General features: G+C 63.1%; 16 protein-coding genes and 1 other RNA gene. 16 read left to right on the top strand and 1 reads right to left on the bottom strand.

Annotation, left to right across the window (positions count from 1 at the left end):
* Window positions 1–226: 226 nt before the first annotated feature.
* Window positions 227–436, bottom strand: a complete 210-nt coding sequence (locus tag QZ307_RS05175) for a hypothetical protein (RefSeq protein WP_295996811.1) — start codon at window positions 434–436, stop codon at window positions 227–229.
* A gap of 236 nt (window positions 437–672) precedes the next feature.
* Here QZ307_RS05175 and QZ307_RS05170 point away from each other — a divergent pair, with 236 nt between their 5' ends.
* From QZ307_RS05170 to hisB, 16 genes are all read left to right on the top strand, one after another.
* Window positions 673–969, top strand: coding sequence for a hypothetical protein (locus QZ307_RS05170; protein ID WP_295996808.1), 297 nt, complete (start codon window positions 673–675; stop codon window positions 967–969).
* A 59-nt stretch (window positions 970–1,028) separates the two neighbouring features.
* Window positions 1,029–2,165, top strand: a complete 1,137-nt coding sequence (locus QZ307_RS05165) for a M42 family metallopeptidase (RefSeq protein ID WP_295996806.1) — start codon at window positions 1,029–1,031, stop codon at window positions 2,163–2,165.
* Window positions 2,165–2,632 carry an SsrA-binding protein SmpB gene (smpB, locus tag QZ307_RS05160; RefSeq protein ID WP_295996803.1) on the top strand — a complete coding sequence of 156 codons (468 nt, stop codon included), beginning with the start codon at window positions 2,165–2,167 and terminating at the stop codon, window positions 2,630–2,632. The genes QZ307_RS05165 and smpB overlap by 1 nt, the downstream gene beginning before the upstream one ends.
* A gap of 255 nt (window positions 2,633–2,887) precedes the next feature.
* Window positions 2,888–3,508, top strand: coding sequence for a hypothetical protein (locus QZ307_RS05155; protein ID WP_275208143.1), 621 nt, complete (start codon window positions 2,888–2,890; stop codon window positions 3,506–3,508).
* A gap of 108 nt (window positions 3,509–3,616) precedes the next feature.
* Complete coding sequence (bsh, locus tag QZ307_RS05150; protein WP_295996801.1) at window positions 3,617–4,564, top strand: choloylglycine hydrolase; 948 nt, start codon at window positions 3,617–3,619, stop codon at window positions 4,562–4,564.
* Between the two features lie 50 nt (window positions 4,565–4,614).
* Window positions 4,615–4,992, top strand: a transfer-messenger RNA (tmRNA) gene (ssrA, locus tag QZ307_RS05145).
* Window positions 4,993–5,310: 318 nt separating this feature from the next.
* Window positions 5,311–6,963, top strand: a complete 1,653-nt coding sequence (locus tag QZ307_RS05140) for a L,D-transpeptidase family protein (protein WP_295996799.1) — start codon at window positions 5,311–5,313, stop codon at window positions 6,961–6,963.
* A gap of 2 nt (window positions 6,964–6,965) precedes the next feature.
* On the top strand, window positions 6,966–7,871 hold the full coding sequence (gene murI / locus QZ307_RS05135) for a glutamate racemase (RefSeq protein WP_295996798.1): 906 nt from the start codon (window positions 6,966–6,968) through the stop codon (window positions 7,869–7,871).
* Window positions 7,872–7,894: 23 nt separating this feature from the next.
* A complete protein-coding gene (gene rdgB, locus QZ307_RS05130; RefSeq protein WP_295996796.1) occupies window positions 7,895–8,515 on the top strand; it encodes an RdgB/HAM1 family non-canonical purine NTP pyrophosphatase in 621 nt (206 codons plus the stop codon).
* Window positions 8,516–8,644: 129 nt separating this feature from the next.
* Window positions 8,645–9,028, top strand: a complete 384-nt coding sequence (locus QZ307_RS05125) for a MerR family transcriptional regulator (RefSeq protein WP_295996795.1) — start codon at window positions 8,645–8,647, stop codon at window positions 9,026–9,028.
* Between the two features lie 170 nt (window positions 9,029–9,198).
* The gene (gene larB, locus QZ307_RS05120) at window positions 9,199–9,993 is read left to right on the top strand and encodes a nickel pincer cofactor biosynthesis protein LarB (protein WP_295996793.1); all 795 of its coding nucleotides are present in this window, start codon (window positions 9,199–9,201) and stop codon (window positions 9,991–9,993) included.
* A 4-nt stretch (window positions 9,994–9,997) separates the two neighbouring features.
* Window positions 9,998–10,873, top strand: coding sequence for a LarC family nickel insertion protein (locus tag QZ307_RS05115; protein WP_295996791.1), 876 nt, complete (start codon window positions 9,998–10,000; stop codon window positions 10,871–10,873).
* A 179-nt stretch (window positions 10,874–11,052) separates the two neighbouring features.
* Complete coding sequence (gene hisZ, locus QZ307_RS05110; RefSeq protein ID WP_295996789.1) at window positions 11,053–12,756, top strand: ATP phosphoribosyltransferase regulatory subunit; 1,704 nt, start codon at window positions 11,053–11,055, stop codon at window positions 12,754–12,756.
* 15 nt (window positions 12,757–12,771) lie between these two features.
* Complete coding sequence (hisD, locus tag QZ307_RS05105) at window positions 12,772–14,130, top strand: histidinol dehydrogenase (RefSeq protein WP_295996787.1); 1,359 nt, start codon at window positions 12,772–12,774, stop codon at window positions 14,128–14,130.
* A complete protein-coding gene (gene hisC / locus QZ307_RS05100; RefSeq protein WP_295996785.1) occupies window positions 14,123–15,223 on the top strand; it encodes a histidinol-phosphate transaminase in 1,101 nt (366 codons plus the stop codon). Before hisD ends, hisC begins: the two co-directional genes overlap by 8 nt.
* A gap of 15 nt (window positions 15,224–15,238) precedes the next feature.
* On the top strand, window positions 15,239–15,829 hold the full coding sequence (hisB, locus tag QZ307_RS05095; RefSeq protein ID WP_295996784.1) for an imidazoleglycerol-phosphate dehydratase HisB: 591 nt from the start codon (window positions 15,239–15,241) through the stop codon (window positions 15,827–15,829).
* Window positions 15,830–15,863 lie beyond the last annotated feature (34 nt).

The following is a 15,863-nucleotide window of genomic DNA, read 5'->3' as shown; positions in this document are numbered from 1 at the left end:
CAAGCAAGCAAGCAAGCAAGCAAGCAAGCAAGCAAGCAAGCAAGCAAGCAAGGGACTGTGCTTTCATCGGCTTCGTCGCGGATTCTGGTGGTGGTCAATTGGCCTGTGTTTTCCATCCGGAGGGAGAAAAAGGGACGCTTCTGGCCAATTAGGTCGTGATTTCCGTCAATTTTGGCTCGGGTGCGAGAAGAGGGATTTTTGCGCAAGGCTCTGAACTGGTAAAAAGTTACGTCGCCGCACAGTTGGTGGAAACCGGCCCTCGATTGGCCACTGAAATGACGGAAAGTGCAGGATGATTGGCCAAAAAATGCCTGTTGACGATGCGTCGATGGAAAACGTACCGCATTTGGCCGCCCCGCGCATGGCGCGATGGAAAACACGCCGCATTTGGCCAATCTTCGCGCGGCACGATGGAAAACGCGCGCTGCTTGGCCATCCAGCTGCCTACATGATGGAAGGCGCCTGTCATTTGGCCAACCTTCGCGCGGCACGATGGAAGATGGCCGCCGTTTGGCCGCCCCGCGCATGGCATGATGGAAAACGCACGGCATCACCCATCTCGGAGTGGCGTTTGCGGGGGTTTGCGGTGCGGGGTGGGACTCTTTGTGTCAGGATTTTCCTTCCGTGCTATGATGGCTTGCGAACTTTTGGCGAAAGGATTTCGACTTTCCTATGCAAACCTACATTTCCCATTACCAGTCACCTAAAGGCTCGTCGGAGCGCTCCCGCGGGCTGTTCGAGTTCGAGAGCGATGCGCGGGCCGGCACGAAGGCCAACGCCCACGACGCGCGCTTGAAGATGCTCGAGCTGTTCGGCGCCTCGGCGGTGTCGTGGACTATCGAGAAGGTGGAGCGCAAGCAGGCCGCCGATGCCGATAAGAAAGAGCGCATTACCGACGGACAGCTGGCTCTGGATTTCCGGCCGCCGAAGCCTGAGCGTAAGCGCAAGCACTCGAAGGGCTACTGGTAGGACGGTCCGGCTCTATGACGCTTGGGCTGGTGACGATTTATTCCACAAAGGAGCATTTCATGAAAAAGAAGCAGATCAAGTTCTTGAAGCAGCTGCTGGAAACCCCGTCGCCCACGGGTTTCGAGGAGCCGGTGGCGGCGCTCGTCCGCGAGCGTCTGGCGCCCGTGGCCGACGAGATTGCCACCGACACCATGGGCTCGGTGCAGGCGGTGCTGGAAGGCGCCACCGAAGATGCGCCGTCGCTGATGCTGGCGGCCCACATGGACGAGATCGGCCTGATGGTAACCTATATCTCCGATGACGGCTTTCTCTCGGTGTCCATGCTGGGCGGGGTGGACGCGGCTATTCTGCCGGGCATGCGCGTGGACGTGCATACCGAAAGTGGCGTGCTGCGCGGCATTGTGGGCCGCAAGCCCATCCACCTCATCGAGCCCGACGAGCGCAAGAGCGTCACCCCTATCTCCAGCCTCGTCATCGATCTGGGCTTGCCGGCCAAGCGCGTGAAGAAGCTCGTGCGTGTGGGCGACCCCATCACTTTCGGCGTGGGCTTCGAGCGCTTCGGCAAGAACATGGCCGTGTCCAAGTGCTTCGACGACAAGGTGGGCGTGTTCATCGCCTGCCGCGTCATGGAGAAGCTGGCCGAGGCGGGCCGTGCGCCCGGCGACTTCATCGCCGTGGCCACCACCCAGGAGGAAATCGGCACCCGCGGCGCCATGACCAGCGCCCATGCCGTGAACCCGGACGTGGCCCTGGCCTTCGACGTCACTCATGCCACCGACTACCCGGGCATCGAGAAGACGAAGTACGGCAAGATTATCTGCGGCGGCGGTCCGGTTATCGCTCGCGGCCCCAACATCAACCCTGTGGTGTTCGAACGCCTTGTGGCGGCCGCGAAGGCCGAGGGCATCCCGTACCAGCTGGAGGCCGAGCCCTCGGTCACCGGCACCGATGCCCGCGCCATCCAGGTAACGCGCGCCGGCATTCCCACGGGCCTTATTTCGGTGCCGCTGCGCTACATGCACACGCCCACGGAAACGGTGTGCCTCGACGACGTGGATGCCACCATCCGTCTTATCACGCGCTTCGCGCTCGACCTTACGCCCGAGGTCAGCTTCGTTCCCGGCATGGGGGGTTCCCAGGCGCAGGGTGACGAGGGCGAAGGCGCTGACGCCGACACCGCCGAGGACCGCGCGTAATGAAGCAGCGTCAGGAAAAGGTCATCGCGAAGAACCGCCGGGCTCTGCACGACTACGAGATTCTGGAAACCTTCGAGGCTGGTATCGAGCTGACGGGCACCGAGGTGCGCTCGCTGCGCGAGAACAACTGCCAGCTTACTGATTGTTTCGCGCTTATTCGCAATGGGGAAGTGTGGCTGAACAACGTGCATATCTCGCCCTATGCCAACGGGTCCATCTTCAACCCCAACCCTGATCGCAAGCGCAAGCTGCTGCTGCACAAGAAGCAGATTCGCTACCTGGATGCCAAAGTGGCCGAAAAGGGCTTGGCTCTGGTGCCGTTGAAGATGTACTTCAAGGAGAACGGCCTGGTGAAGGTGGAGCTGGCCCTGGGTCGGGGCAAGAAGCTCTACGATAAGCGCGCCTCCATGAAAGAGCGCGACACCAAGCGCGAGATCGATCGCGCCCTGAAGGAGCATATGCGTTAGAAGGTGCGTATGCGGGCAGTGGCTCAAGGACGGCCTGTGCGCCGAGGCTCGCACTCGCAGGCTCCGAGTTTGGAGCCATGCCCCAAGGTGGCTTGACGGCCGCGGCCCGCTTCGGCGGAGCCGCGGCCGTTTTGGTTTGTTGTCCTGATGGAAACGAAACGGCGCACGACTACCGTGCAAAGCCAAGTAGTGGCATCATGGTTCAAGAGGGGCTCGCGGCCCCGCTGTTGAACATTGCGATTAAAGGAGCGCATCATGGGTCTGGACGAAGAGCTGGAGAACATTGAAGACCTCGGCGAGACCGATGCCGAATGGACCGATCAGGAAACCGAGCTCGAGGACTTCGAGAGCGACGAGGACGAGATCTTCGACGCTGACGCCGCCGAGAGTGATTTGGAGCACGCCTACGACAGCTTCTCGACGAACAACGAGACCGACTACGACGGTTGGGACGAAGAGGAAGTCGAGGATGCCGTGCAGGCCGAGGAAGACGCGGATATTCTGCATTCCGAGGGCTATCACGTGGAGGAAGTCGACGACATCGAGAGCGAAGTCATCGAGATGGAAATCGAGGACGGCGACATCTACGCCATGATTGTCGACGAGGACGACAACGAAATCGGCTTCATTCTCCTTGACGAAGACGGCAACGAGCAGGAGTACTACTACGTTGACGAGGACGATGACGACGAGGGCGTGCGCGTCGAGCGCGCCTCTGACGGCGACGAGTTCGATTTGGGCATCTCGCGTGAGGGCGTGGCCGCGGCTACGGCCGACGTGAACGCCATCTATCGCGACGGCATTCAGGTGGCGGCCGAGCTGAAGGACACGTTCAGCGAAATTACCGACTCCTTGAACTTCCTGAAGAAGAAGTAAGTCGCTGACGAGCAACAACTTGCCAACCAACGGGGCCCCGACGATCGCTTGAGCGTCGGGGCCCCGTAGTATGACGGCAAGGTTGTTCTTACGCAAAGGAGACTTGTCATGTGCACAGGATTGCGTTTTTCCGATAGTGAAGGCCATATGTACTTCGGCCGCAACCTCGATTGGATCGAGGATTACGGCGAGGGCATTGTCGTCACGCCCCGTGGTACCCAGGTGCCGGCGCCGTTTCTTGGTACCATCAAGCCGAAATACGCCTGCATCGGCATGGCCATTGTGGTAGAGGGAGCGCCCTGCTACTTCGATCTGGTCAATGAGGCAGGTCTTGGCGTAGCCGGGCTCAACTTCCCCGGCTATGCCCAGTTCGCCCCGGCCCCGGTGGAGGGTACGGTAAACGTGGCCGCCTACGAGTTTCCTCTCTACCTGGCGGCCAACTTCGCCACGGTGGCCGAGGTGCGCGACGCGTTGAAGACCATCACCATTGTGGCCAAGGCTCCGGGCAACTATCCCGTTTCCCAGCTGCACTGGCTGGTGGGCGATGCCAAGGAGTCCATCGTCATCGAGTGCCAGGCCGACGGCATGCATGTCTACGACGACGATCTGGATGTGCTCACCAACCAGCCGCCGTTCCCGTGGCACCATGAGAACATGCGCAACTATATGGGGCTCGACCCCGATTTCCCCGCGCCCGTCACGTGGACGCGCGATACGCTCAAGCCTTTCAGCTCGGCCGCTGGCATGGTGGGCTTCCCGGGCGCCTACGACCCGGTCAGCCGTTTCGTGCGCGTGGCCTTCCTGAACGCGCACCATCCGGCCGAAACGGGGGAGGCGGCCAATGTGGCCCGCCTGTTCCGCACGCTGGGCGGGGCCTTCCAAACCAAGGGCGGTGGCAAGCAGGAGGGCGGCCAGTACGAGTACACCATCTACACGGGCGGCTACTCGTCGGCCACGCAAACTTACTACTTCAGCACCTACGAGGAGCCGGCCTATCGAAGCGCCAGCCTAAAGGATTACGACCTAGACAGCACCGAGCTCATTTGCGTGAAGTAAGCGCTTGACAGCTTCGACTTCGGGGCTAGAATAGATCGACACCCTAATAAGGGCCCGACTGGTTTCGACATGGTAAGTTCGAAACGAGGAGCAGGTCGTGGTCTCCTCGCCACGCTAAACAGGGGTACCGTCAAGTTAATTGGCAAAAACACTTCTAAGACCGGCTACTACATGCCGGCCGCCATGGCTGCTTAATTGTAGCTTGGTGATCACCGACCCCGGTGCTTCCCCGAACCGGGCAAGGTGTCATTTTAGGGGAATGCTCTGCGGCACGTAGTCGGTATGGCCGCAGAAAAGACCGAACCGACTAGGGGCGGCTACGTTGGTCTGCGAACCGATCCGCTCCGAAGCCTGATCGCTGACTAAGCCTGTAGCGCCTTGTGGACAATTTAGTATGGACCGGAGTTCGATTCTCCGCGGGTCCACCACGTATTTTGTGCGTTGACTTGGGTACTTTTCTCAGGTCAGCGCACTTTTAGTTTATCTTGCGCTTATTACTCCGCACCTCCTCTCTCAAACCTTAAGAAAATTGGTCATGTTCTGGGAAAACCTCTGAATCTCGCGTAAGTTTTGTGGGAGCCTCGTGGTGAATTTGTTTCTCGTGCCTTTACGCGACGTCAATATGTGAAAGTAGCCTTACCGATCATCGCGCGATCTCGCGTTGCGACGGGGGAGGGGTATCGTATAATTTTGCGTTACCGTGCGAGATGCTCGCTCTGCCAGAAAACACTCTACGAAAGCGCACTATGGCTCAGAATAGATCAGGAAAACACGCCAAGCAGAACGCGGCCTCCCAGGGCGCTTCCGCCTCGCCGGCGCCTATGGGCGGCAATCAGGGCGTGCCCGGCAATCCGCGTGCGGCTCATCCGCAGCCCACGGCCCCGCAGCCCACGGCTGCCATGCCTCCGGTTCCTCCGGTGGCCCAGGGGGCGGCGGGCGGCTATGTGCCCACCTTCCAAGTGAACACCGTGCCCCCCGAGGGCAAGAAGCACCGCGGGCTGAAGATCTTCGGCATCACGGTGGCCTCGCTCCTCGGCTTGGTGGCGCTTGTCTACTTGGCGGGTGTGTTCATCTTCATGGGCCGCTTCTTCCCCCATACCACCATTATCGGCATGGACATCTCGGGCAAAACGCCCGAAGAGGTGCACCAGATGCTCGATGGCGTGCTGAGCGACTACACCTTCAAGGTAGAGGGCCATGGGCTCGATCTCACGCTCAGCGCCAAGGACATGGGCATGTCCCTGGACAGCAAGTCCATTGCCGACGGCCTGCTCTCCGAGATGAACCCGTGGGCGTGGCCCTACGAGGTGTTCCAGTCTCACGACGACACCGACGACTTGGTGTCCACCTTTGAGGAAACCAAGCTGGCCGAAACCATTCAGGCGGCTGTAGATGCCGTCAATGCCAAGGGCGACGCGCCCAAGGACGCCAGCTTGGCCTACGACGAGTCGGTGAGCGCGTACAAGATCATCCCCGAGGAAGAGGGCAACACCCTTCTGGCCGACGTGGTGCTCGATCAGGTGGTGAAGGGCACGGTGAACTTCGCTCCCAAGGTGAAGCTCACCGATGCGGTGCTGGCGCGCCCTGCCATTACCGAGGACGACCCTGACCTGGCCGCCGCGCGCGAAGAGGCCAACAAGTACCTGGAGGGCACGCTTGAGCTCACCATGGCCGGCGAAGTGGTGGCCGCCGTCGACACGGCGCTTTTGGCCGACCATATCAAGATAGGCAAGAATCTGAAGGTAACGCTGAACGCCGAGCCTATCGTCGAGCAAATCAAAGACCAGGTGAACAACATGGACACCACGGGTGCCAAGCGCACCTACACCCGCCCCGACGGCAAAGAGTACACGGTGGAGGGCGGCGATTACGGCTGGATTACCGACAGCCAGGCCACGGCCGACAAGGTGCAGGAGGCGCTGGAGGCCGGCAAGGGCGGCACCATTGAGATCATCATGAAGCAGAATGCGGCCCAGGCTCCTGACGAGAACGGCCGCGATTTCGGCAACCGCTTCATCGACGTCGACCTGAAGAAGCAAGTGGCGCGCCTCTACGACGAAGACGGCAAGGTCATTTGGAAAAGCGACATCGTCAGCGGACTGCCGAAGGACGGCCGCGACACGCCCACGGGCACCTACTACATCAAGACGAACGACGGCGCCTCAACGCTGCGCGGCTACAAGCCCGATGGTTCGAAGGACTACGAAACCAAGGTGGATTACTGGATGCCCTTCAAGGACAATTCCGTGGGCTTCCACGACGCCAGCTGGCAGCCGGAATTCGGCGGCAAGCGCTATAAGACCAACGGCAGCCACGGATGCATCAACCTGCCGCCCGATAAAGCCAAAGAGCTGCACGAGCTTATCAAGGTGGGCGATCCGGTGGTGGTTCACAACTAGCCATGGCGTCAGCAGACTTACAAATTACTACGGCCGATGGGACGGGTTTCGACAACCGTCCCATCGGCGTGTTTGATTCCGGCTACGGCGGCCTTACCGTGGCTCGGGCGCTGCAGCGCCGTCTGCCCGAGGAGAGCATCGTCTACTTCGGCGACTCGGCCCGCTGCCCCTACGGCCCGCGCGATCAGGCGGAAGTCGATCGCTTTGTGCAGCAAATTTGCTCATGGCTCACCGGCCGCGACGTGAAGATGATCGTCATCGCCTGCAATACGGCGACGGCTGCCGGCTTGGTCCATGCCCAGCAGGTGTTCGATGTGCCCGTGGTGGGTGTGGTGGAGCCCGGGGCGCGCGCCGCGGCCCACACGACGCGCAATCGCCGCGTGGGGGTCATCGCCACTAAGGGCACGGTCGACTCCAACGCCTATGCCGATGCCATCCGCCACATTGACGCGGGCATCACCGTGTTCTCGACGGCCACGCCGCGCTTTGTGGAAATTGCCGAGATGGGCCTGCGCATGTCCGAGGGCCCCATCGAGGACTTCATGGCCGAGGCCACGAAGGTCTACATCCGCCCCGAATTCGAGGACATCGCCCGCCAGTACCTTGAGCCCCTACGTCGCTGCGAGATCGACACGCTGGTGCTGGGCTGCACCCACTATCCGCTCTTGAAGGCGCTCATCGGCGGCGTGGTGGGGCGCCCCGTGACGCTTGTTTCCTCGGCTGACGAGACGGCGCGGGATGTGGACCACATTCTCACGCGCCGCGGCGCCCATGCCGAGCCGGGTCATATGCCCACGGCCTCGTTTTTCACGACGGGTGTCGACACCGAGGAATTTCGTCGCTTCGGCGGTCGCGTACTGTCGCGCCCCATGGATGTGGTCGAGCATGTCGATCTGCCCGCTGTATAAGGCGCAAACGGAAAGGAATCGCGATGAAAACCGTGTTGATAGCTACGAACAACGCGCACAAGGTGTCCGAGATCAGCACCGCCCTTAACTTCGAGGGCTGGGAGTTCAAGACGCTGCGCGATATGGGCCTGGTGTCCGACCCCGAGGAAAACGCCGATTCCTTCGAGGGCAACGGTCGCATCAAGGCCAAAGCGGCCCGCGCGGCGGCCCAGGAGGCTTTGGGGCGCCCCGTGGCAGTGCTTGCCGACGATTCGGGCCTTGAAGTCGATGCCCTCGACGGAGCGCCCGGGGTGTACTCCTCCCGCTACGCCGGTGCCGATGGCGACGATGCCGCCAACAACGCGAAGCTTCTGCGCGAACTGGGCGACAGGCCGCTTGCCGACCGTGCGGCGCGGTTCGTGTGCACGCTCGTCTTCATCGACGAGGACGGCGCCGAGACGGTGGCCCGCGGCACCATCGAGGGCGCTATCGGCTTCGAGGAGCGGGGATCCGAGGGCTTCGGCTACGATCCGCTGTTCCTGCCCGACGCCTATGAGAGCGCGCGCACCTTGGCCGAGGTGTCCCAGAAAGAGAAGAACGGCATCTCCCATCGGGGCAACGCGCTGCGTCGGTTGCGCGATGCTCTTGCCGCCCAGGGAGCCTAGGGCCGACGAACGGTCAATTTCCATCGGAAACTCGATACGCTTCACTTGACTTGTAGCATACTCCATATGGTCTAATTAACACGCAGTCAGCTTAAATAGTCGTGCGACTGCGTTGGTGAAGGGGATCAGATGAAAATTGCGGAAGTCAGCAAACGCTACGGTGTCTCCACCGATACGTTGCGCTATTACGAGCGCGTCGGGCTGCTGCGCCATGTCCCCCGCAATAAAAGCGGTATTCGCGATTACGACGAGGCGAGCTGCAACGCCGTCGAATTCGTCAAGTGCATGCGCGATGCCGGCATGACCATTGAATCGCTGGTGGAGTACATGGATCTTCTCGAGCAGGGCGATGCTACCACTCAGGCGCGCAAAGAGCTGCTCATGCGCCAGAGCGAGGAAATTCGCCAGCGTATCGAAGACCTTGAGCGCGCCCTTACGCGGTTGCAGTTCAAAATCGACCACTACGACGAGGTCATGGCCGAAAGCGAGCGCGGGCTGCTTCCCGAGGAATAGAAGCAGGGCTCAAACGGTTGCGTGCGACGGCGTTCTGGAAGGGGCGCCGTTTCTTTTGTCCTCTTTTTTCGTCCTGGGAGTTAACTCCAGCATTTATCATGGTTGGGAAAGTGGAAGCCGCGCCTCAGAGGCGCGGCTGCAAAGAGCGTGCGAACAAGAGGAGCATGGCCATGAAGTGCGAGCATCATCGGGCGCCAGAAGGGGACAGGGAGGCGCGGCAAGCGCAAGGCTGTCGCGACGCGTCGGCGCCGAAAGAAGTGGTCGCCGACGGCACGGCCTTCGCGCGGCCCGACTACCGACGGGCTGACCGCCAGGGAGCCGGTGAAGTTATCTACGGAGAGGGAAAGACGGCCGATCAGATTGCGGCCATTGCGGCAGCCCTGCTGGCCGCGGGTCAGCCGCGCGTGCTGGCGACGCGGGTGGACGAGGCGAAAGCCGCGGCGGTGGGGGAGCGATGGAAGGCCCAGGGCCCCGATGCCGTGCCGCTGGCGGCGTACCCCGCAGCGCGCCTGCTGGTGTTCGGGGATATGCCCGAAGCGGACGGAGACGGGCTCGTGGTGGTGGCCGCTGCCGGCACGAGCGATTTTGCCGTGGCCGAAGAGGCGGCACTGACGGCGGAGTTTCTGGGCAATCGGGTGGAGCGTCTTTACGACGTGGGCGTGGCCGGCATCCACCGCCTGCTCGATTGCGCCCCCGTGCTCGAGGGCGCACGGGTGGTGATTGCCGTGGCCGGCATGGAGGGGGCGCTGGCCAGCGTCGTGGGCGGCTTGGTGTCGTGCCCGGTTATTGCGGTGCCTACCTCGGTGGGCTACGGTGCGGCGTTCGGCGGCGTGACGGCGCTGCTGGCCATGTTGAACTCCTGCGCCAGCGGCGTATCGGTGGTGAACATCGACAACGGCTTCGGTGCCGCCTTCCAAGCCAGCAGCATCAACCACTTGAATAGCCGAGTGGCGGAAAGGGCGTAACGCAATGAACGATCTTTTGTACCTGGAGTGCACGGCGGGCATCAGCGGTGACATGGCTGCCGCTGCTCTGCTGGATTTAGGAGCCGACGAGGCCGTGGTGCGCCAAGCGTTGGACAGCCTGCCCGTGGAGGGATTCTCCGTTGAGATTACGCGAGTGGTGAAGTCGGGCCTCGATGCGTGCGACTTCAACGTGGTGCTCGATGATGAGCATGAGAACCACGATCACGATATGGCCTATCTGCACGGCCCGAGTCACTCCCACGCCCATGATCACGCGCACGACCACGATCACGACCACGATCACGGCCACGCTCACGACCACCACCACTCCCACTCATACGATCATGGCACCGCTCACGCCCATCGCGGTCTGCGCGATATCGAGGCGATCATCAAGGCGGCGTCTATGACCGAAGGGGCAAAGCAGCTGGCGACTGCCATGTTCGCCATTGTGGCCGAAGCCGAAGCCCGGGCCCACGGCATCCCCGTCGATGAGGTGCACTTCCATGAGGTAGGGGCGGTGGATTCCATCGCCGATATCGTGGCCATTGCCGTGGCGGTGGACCAGCTGGCTCCTGCCGGCGTGGTGGTGACCGATCTGCCCTGCGGCCGCGGCACCGTGCGCTGCCAGCACGGCCTTATTCCCGTGCCAGCGCCGGCGACGGCGTTTATCGCCCAGGCCCATGACATTCCTCTGACGCCGGTGGCGGTGGAGGGAGAGCTGGTGACGCCCACGGGGGCGGCTGTGGTGGCGGCTTTGCGTACCCAGGGCCAGCTGCCCGAGCGCTTCACCATCAAGGGCATCGGCATGGGAGCGGGCAAGCGCGCCTATGAGACCTCGGGCATTCTGCGCGCCATGCTCATCGAGCCGCTCGCCTAGTTCAAAGCTTTCCAGAAAGATCATCATTGCTTTATCACTCTACTGTGATAAAGTATCAAACGGCGAGTCGGCGTGTGCCTGATCCGCTGATACTGCGCCTTTTGCCGCGGGCTCAACCACGGGCGTGCGAAGGGGCGTAGTATGGGAAGCTCCACGGAAACTAGGAAAAGGAACTATCGGTGAACGTAACCACTCCTGCGGGATTTCGCGATGTGCTGGCCGACGAGGCCCAGGTGCGCGAGGCCATTACTCGGGCCGTGGCCGACTTGTTCGCGTCTCGGGGCTATCAGCCCATCGAGACGCCCACGCTCGAGGTCATGGACGTCATGCGCGCCGGCGGTCGGATGCCCGCGTCGCCCTTCAAGTTCTTCGACTCCCATGACGACTTGCTGGCCATGCGCCCCGACGTGACGCTACAGATTGCCCGCATGTGCGCCACGCGCCTGTCGGGAGAGCCAGGGCCCCTGCGCTTTCGCTATACCCAGCGTGTGTTTCGCGAGGCGGAAACCGACAATCAGGTGATGGCTCGCGAGCTTACCCAGTGCGGTGTCGAGTGCATCGGGGAAGTGGGACCGCAGGCCGACAGCGAGATCATCGAGCTGTTCGCCGAGGCACTTACTTTGGCGGGCGTCCGCGAGTTTCTGCTGGGTTTGGCCACGGTGGGCGTGCTGCGGGCGTTGCTCGAGCGCTCAGGGGCCGCGGAGCCCTGGGCTGCTGCCGTGCTCGATGCCTACCATGACTCTGACTTTGTGGCCCTCGATCGCCTGTGCGCCCTCGATACGCCCGGTGATGCCGATGGCCCTGAACCGGGGGCGGCGGCGCCGGCCTATGTGGCGGCTATTCGCCAGTTGGCCCATATCCGTGGTGGCCAGGAGGCCATCGACGAGGTGCGCGCTTTAGTGGCGCCTCTGGGCTGCACGGCCGACCTCGACGACTTCGAGGAAACCTATCGTCTGCTGGCCGAAGCCGGCCTGGCCGATCGCGTGCTCATCGATTTCTCGCTCGTCAGTTCGTTCAACTACTATACGGGCATTGTGTTCGAGGCCTATGCGCCTTCGTTGGGCAGCCCCTTGGGATCGGGCGGTCGCTACGATCGCATGATCGGCGCCTACGGGGCCGATCGCCCGGCGGCGGGTTTCGCTTTCTACCTGGAGCAGGCCATGTCGGCCGCCGCAGCGGCCGAGGCACCCGCCGGGGAGCGGCCCCTGCGCATTGCCGTGCCGAAAGGCTCGCTCAACCCCGACGCCATTGCCTGTCTGGCCCAGGCGGGGCTCGATACCACGGGCCTGGCCAACCCCGGGCGCGCACTGGTTATTTCCAACCCCGGCGTCGACTACATCATCGTGCGCCCCTCCGATGCGCCGGTGTTCGTGGCCCTGGGTGCCGCCGATTGCGGCATTTGCGGCAAGGACTCCCTGCTGGAGGTAGGGGCCGATGTGGTGGAGCTCGTAGATTTGCGCTTCGGCGAGTGCCGCTTCGTGGTGGCCGAATCGGCGGGCACCACGGCGGCTATCGAGGATCGCTACCGCAAGCTGGGCAGCATCCGCGTTGCCACGAAGTACCCCTCCATCACCCGTGCTCACTTCGCCAAAACGGGCACCCAGGTGGATATTGTGTACCTGCACGGCAATATCGAGCTCGCCCCCATCACGGGCATGGCCGAGCGCATTGTGGACATTACCGCTACGGGCACCACGCTGCGCGAGAACAACCTCGACATCGTCGAAGAGGTGCTGGCCTCCACGGCGCGCTTCTTCGCCAACGGCTGTTCGCTGCGCACCGACGGCCGCATTGTGGCCCTGGCCCGCGCCCTGGCCGCCCACGCCAAGGAAAACACCTACGCGCCCATTGCCGGCGCTTCCAATCCGTCTCAGCCGTCCTAAGTAAAGGAGTCATCCATGCGTCGCATTACCCTGCAGCCTCTTGAGCCGTTCACCAGCGATTTCATCAACCGCACGGGGGCCTTCAACCCCGGCGCCCTGGAGGCGGCCACGGCCATTATCGAGCGCGTGCGTCAAGAGGGCGATGCGGCCCTGCGCGCCTATACCGAGCAGTTCGACGGCGTGCTCATCGAGAACTTCCGCGTGCCGGCCGAGGCTATTGACGCGGCGGTGGCGCAGGTAGACCCCGATACCCTCGAGGCCCTGCACCATGCGGCGCGCCAGATCCGCGACTTCCACGAGCGCCAAAAGCAGCAGAGCTGGTTTTTCGCCCGCGAGGACGGTGCCATTGTGGGCTCGAAGGTAACGCCCCTCGATTCCGTGGGCATCTACGTGCCCGGCGGCCGCGCCCTGTACCCGTCCACGGTGCTCATGAACGCGCTGCCGGCCCAGGTGGCCGGGGTGGAGCGCATTGTGTGCGTGACGCCGCCTACCAAGGACGGCACCCTGGACGCGGCCATTCTGGCGGCCTGCAAAATTGCCGGTGTCACGGAAATCTACACGGTGGGCGGCGCCCAGGCCGTGGCCGCTTTGGCCTACGGCACCGAGACCATCAAGCCCGTGGCGAAGATCACCGGTCCCGGCAACGCCTTTGTGGCGGCGGCAAAGAAGCTCGTGTCGGGCGATGTGGGCATCGATATGATCGCGGGCCCTTCCGAGGTGTGCGTGGTGGCCGACGACACGGCCGATCCGCGCCTGGTGGCCATCGATCTCATGGCCCAGGCCGAGCATGATCCGCTGGCCGCCTGCTATCTGGTCACGTTCTCGGAGGCCTACGCCGACGAGGTGGAGGCGGCCATTGCCAAGCACCTGGAGGATTCCACCCGCGCCGATATCACCCGCGCTTCGCTGGACGATCACGGCCTGATTGTGGTGTGCACTTCCATGGAGCAGGCCCTGGAGGCCGTCAACGTCATTGCGCCGGAGCATCTGGAGATGCATGTGGCCCACGCCATGGAGTACCTGGGCGCCATCCGCAACGCCGGCGCCATCTTCCTGGGCGAGTGGACCCCGGAGGCCGTGGGCGACTACGTGGCCGGCCCCAATCACACGCTGCCCACGGGCGGCACGGCCCGCTACTCCTCGCCGCTTTCCGTGGACGATTTCGTGAAGAAATCCTCCATCATCCAGTACACTCCCGCGGCGCTCAAGCACGACGCCCGTGCCGTGGTGCAGATTGCCACCCATGAGGGCCTGTGGGCCCATGCTCGCTCGGTGGCCCTGCGCCTGCAGGACATCCTCGATGCCGAGCAGGCGGCCGTGGGCGCATCCAAGGCGGCCGGCGTGGAAGAAGGCGAGGGCGCGTCCGATGAATAAGGTGCGCAAGCCCGCGCCGCAGTTGGAAGGGCTTATTCCCTACGACCCGAAGTACCTGCCGGCCGAGGCGTTCCTCTCGGCTAACGAGAATCCGAGCGATGTGGACGCCGAGGTGCGCGAGCTTATCGCCCGCGCCATCGCCAAGGTGCCCTTCAACCGCTATCCCGACCCTCTGGCCAACAAGCTGCGCGACCTTATCGCCGAGGCCAACGGCCTCGATCGCGGCTGCGTGCTTTTGGGCAACGGCGGCGACGAGCTGCTGTTCGACTTGGCGCTGGCCTGGGGTGGCCCGGGACGCACCTTCCTCAACCTGCCGCCCACGTTCTCGGTGTACGCGGCCAACGCGCGCCTGACGAATACCACGGTGGTGGACGTGGCCCGGCGCGACGACTTCTCCATCGACGAAGAGGCGGTGCTCGCGCGCGTGGCCGAGGGCGACATCGACTTCGTTATTGTGACAAGCCCCAACAACCCCACGGGCGAGCAGGCGCGGCCTGAGTTCATTGCAAAGCTTCTGGCCGCCACCGATGCGCTCGTCATGGTGGACGAGGCCTACTTCGAGTTCTCGCGCGCCACGGTGCGCCCGCTTCTAGCCGATCATCAGAATTTGGTCATCCTGCGTACGTTCTCGAAGGCTTTTTCCCTGGCCGGGGTGCGCCTGGGCTACATTCTGGCGAACCCGGGGGTCATCGATGAGTTCCTGAAGGTGCGCCAGCCCTACTCGGTGGACGCGGTGTCCCAGGCCATCGGCGAGGTGGTCTTCGAGAACCGCGCTCGCTTCGAGCCGGGCATTCGCCAGATCATCGAGGAGCGCGGCCGCGTCATGGAGGCGCTGCGCACCACCGGGGGCGTGACGCCCTTCCCATCGGATTCCAACTGGATTCTGTTCCGTATGGAGGACGCGGGGGCGGCCTGGGAGTACCTGTACGAGCACGGGGTGCTGGTGCGTGACTTCTCCTCGGCGCCGCTTTTGGAGAACTGCCTGCGCGCCACCATTGGCACGCCGGAGCAAAACGATCTGTTCATTCGCACCCTGCGCGACTTCGTGGCGAAGCGCCGCGAGGCGCAGGCCGCCCAGTCGCTGGGCGCGTAAGAGAAGGGGAGAGCCATGGCACGAACGGCAGCGGTGGAGCGTCGCACCTTGGAAACCGCCATCGAGGTGGCGGTGAATCTGGATGGCACGGGCCAGGTGGACGTATCCACGGGCATCGGGTTCTTCGATCACATGCTGACGGCCTTCGGACGTCACAGCCGTTTGGACTTGACGGTGAAGGCCGAGGGCGACTTGCAGGTGGACGGCCACCATACCGTGGAGGACACGGGCATTGTGCTGGGCCAGGCCCTGGCCCAGGCCTTGGGCGACAAGCGCGGCATCACGCGCTTCGGCTCGTCCTTCGTGCCCATGGACGAGGCGCTGGTGCTGGCGGCCCTGGACATTTCCGGGCGCGGCCAGCTGCACTGGGACGTGGAGGTGCCCTTTGGCATGTTGGGCGATTTCGACACCCAGTTGGCCCGCGAGTTCTTCATCGCCCTGGCTACCAATGCCGGCATTACGCTTCACGTGCGCCAGTTGGCCGGCGACAACGTGCATCATATCCTGGAAGCAGCGTTCAAGGCCTGCGGGCGGGCTGTGCGCGAAGCCGTGGCCATTGATCCGGCCCTGGCCGACGAGACGCCCTCGACCAAGGGCGTATTGTAGGTTCGTTTGCCCTAACGGGACGAACGGACCCGTC

It is taken from the genome of uncultured Adlercreutzia sp. (assembly GCA_910585575.1).
In the GTDB taxonomy this organism is placed as follows: Bacteria; Actinomycetota; Coriobacteriia; order Coriobacteriales; family Eggerthellaceae; genus Adlercreutzia.
The sequence above is the reverse complement of the archived record's forward strand: the minus strand, read 5'-3'. Positions and strand labels throughout refer to the sequence as shown.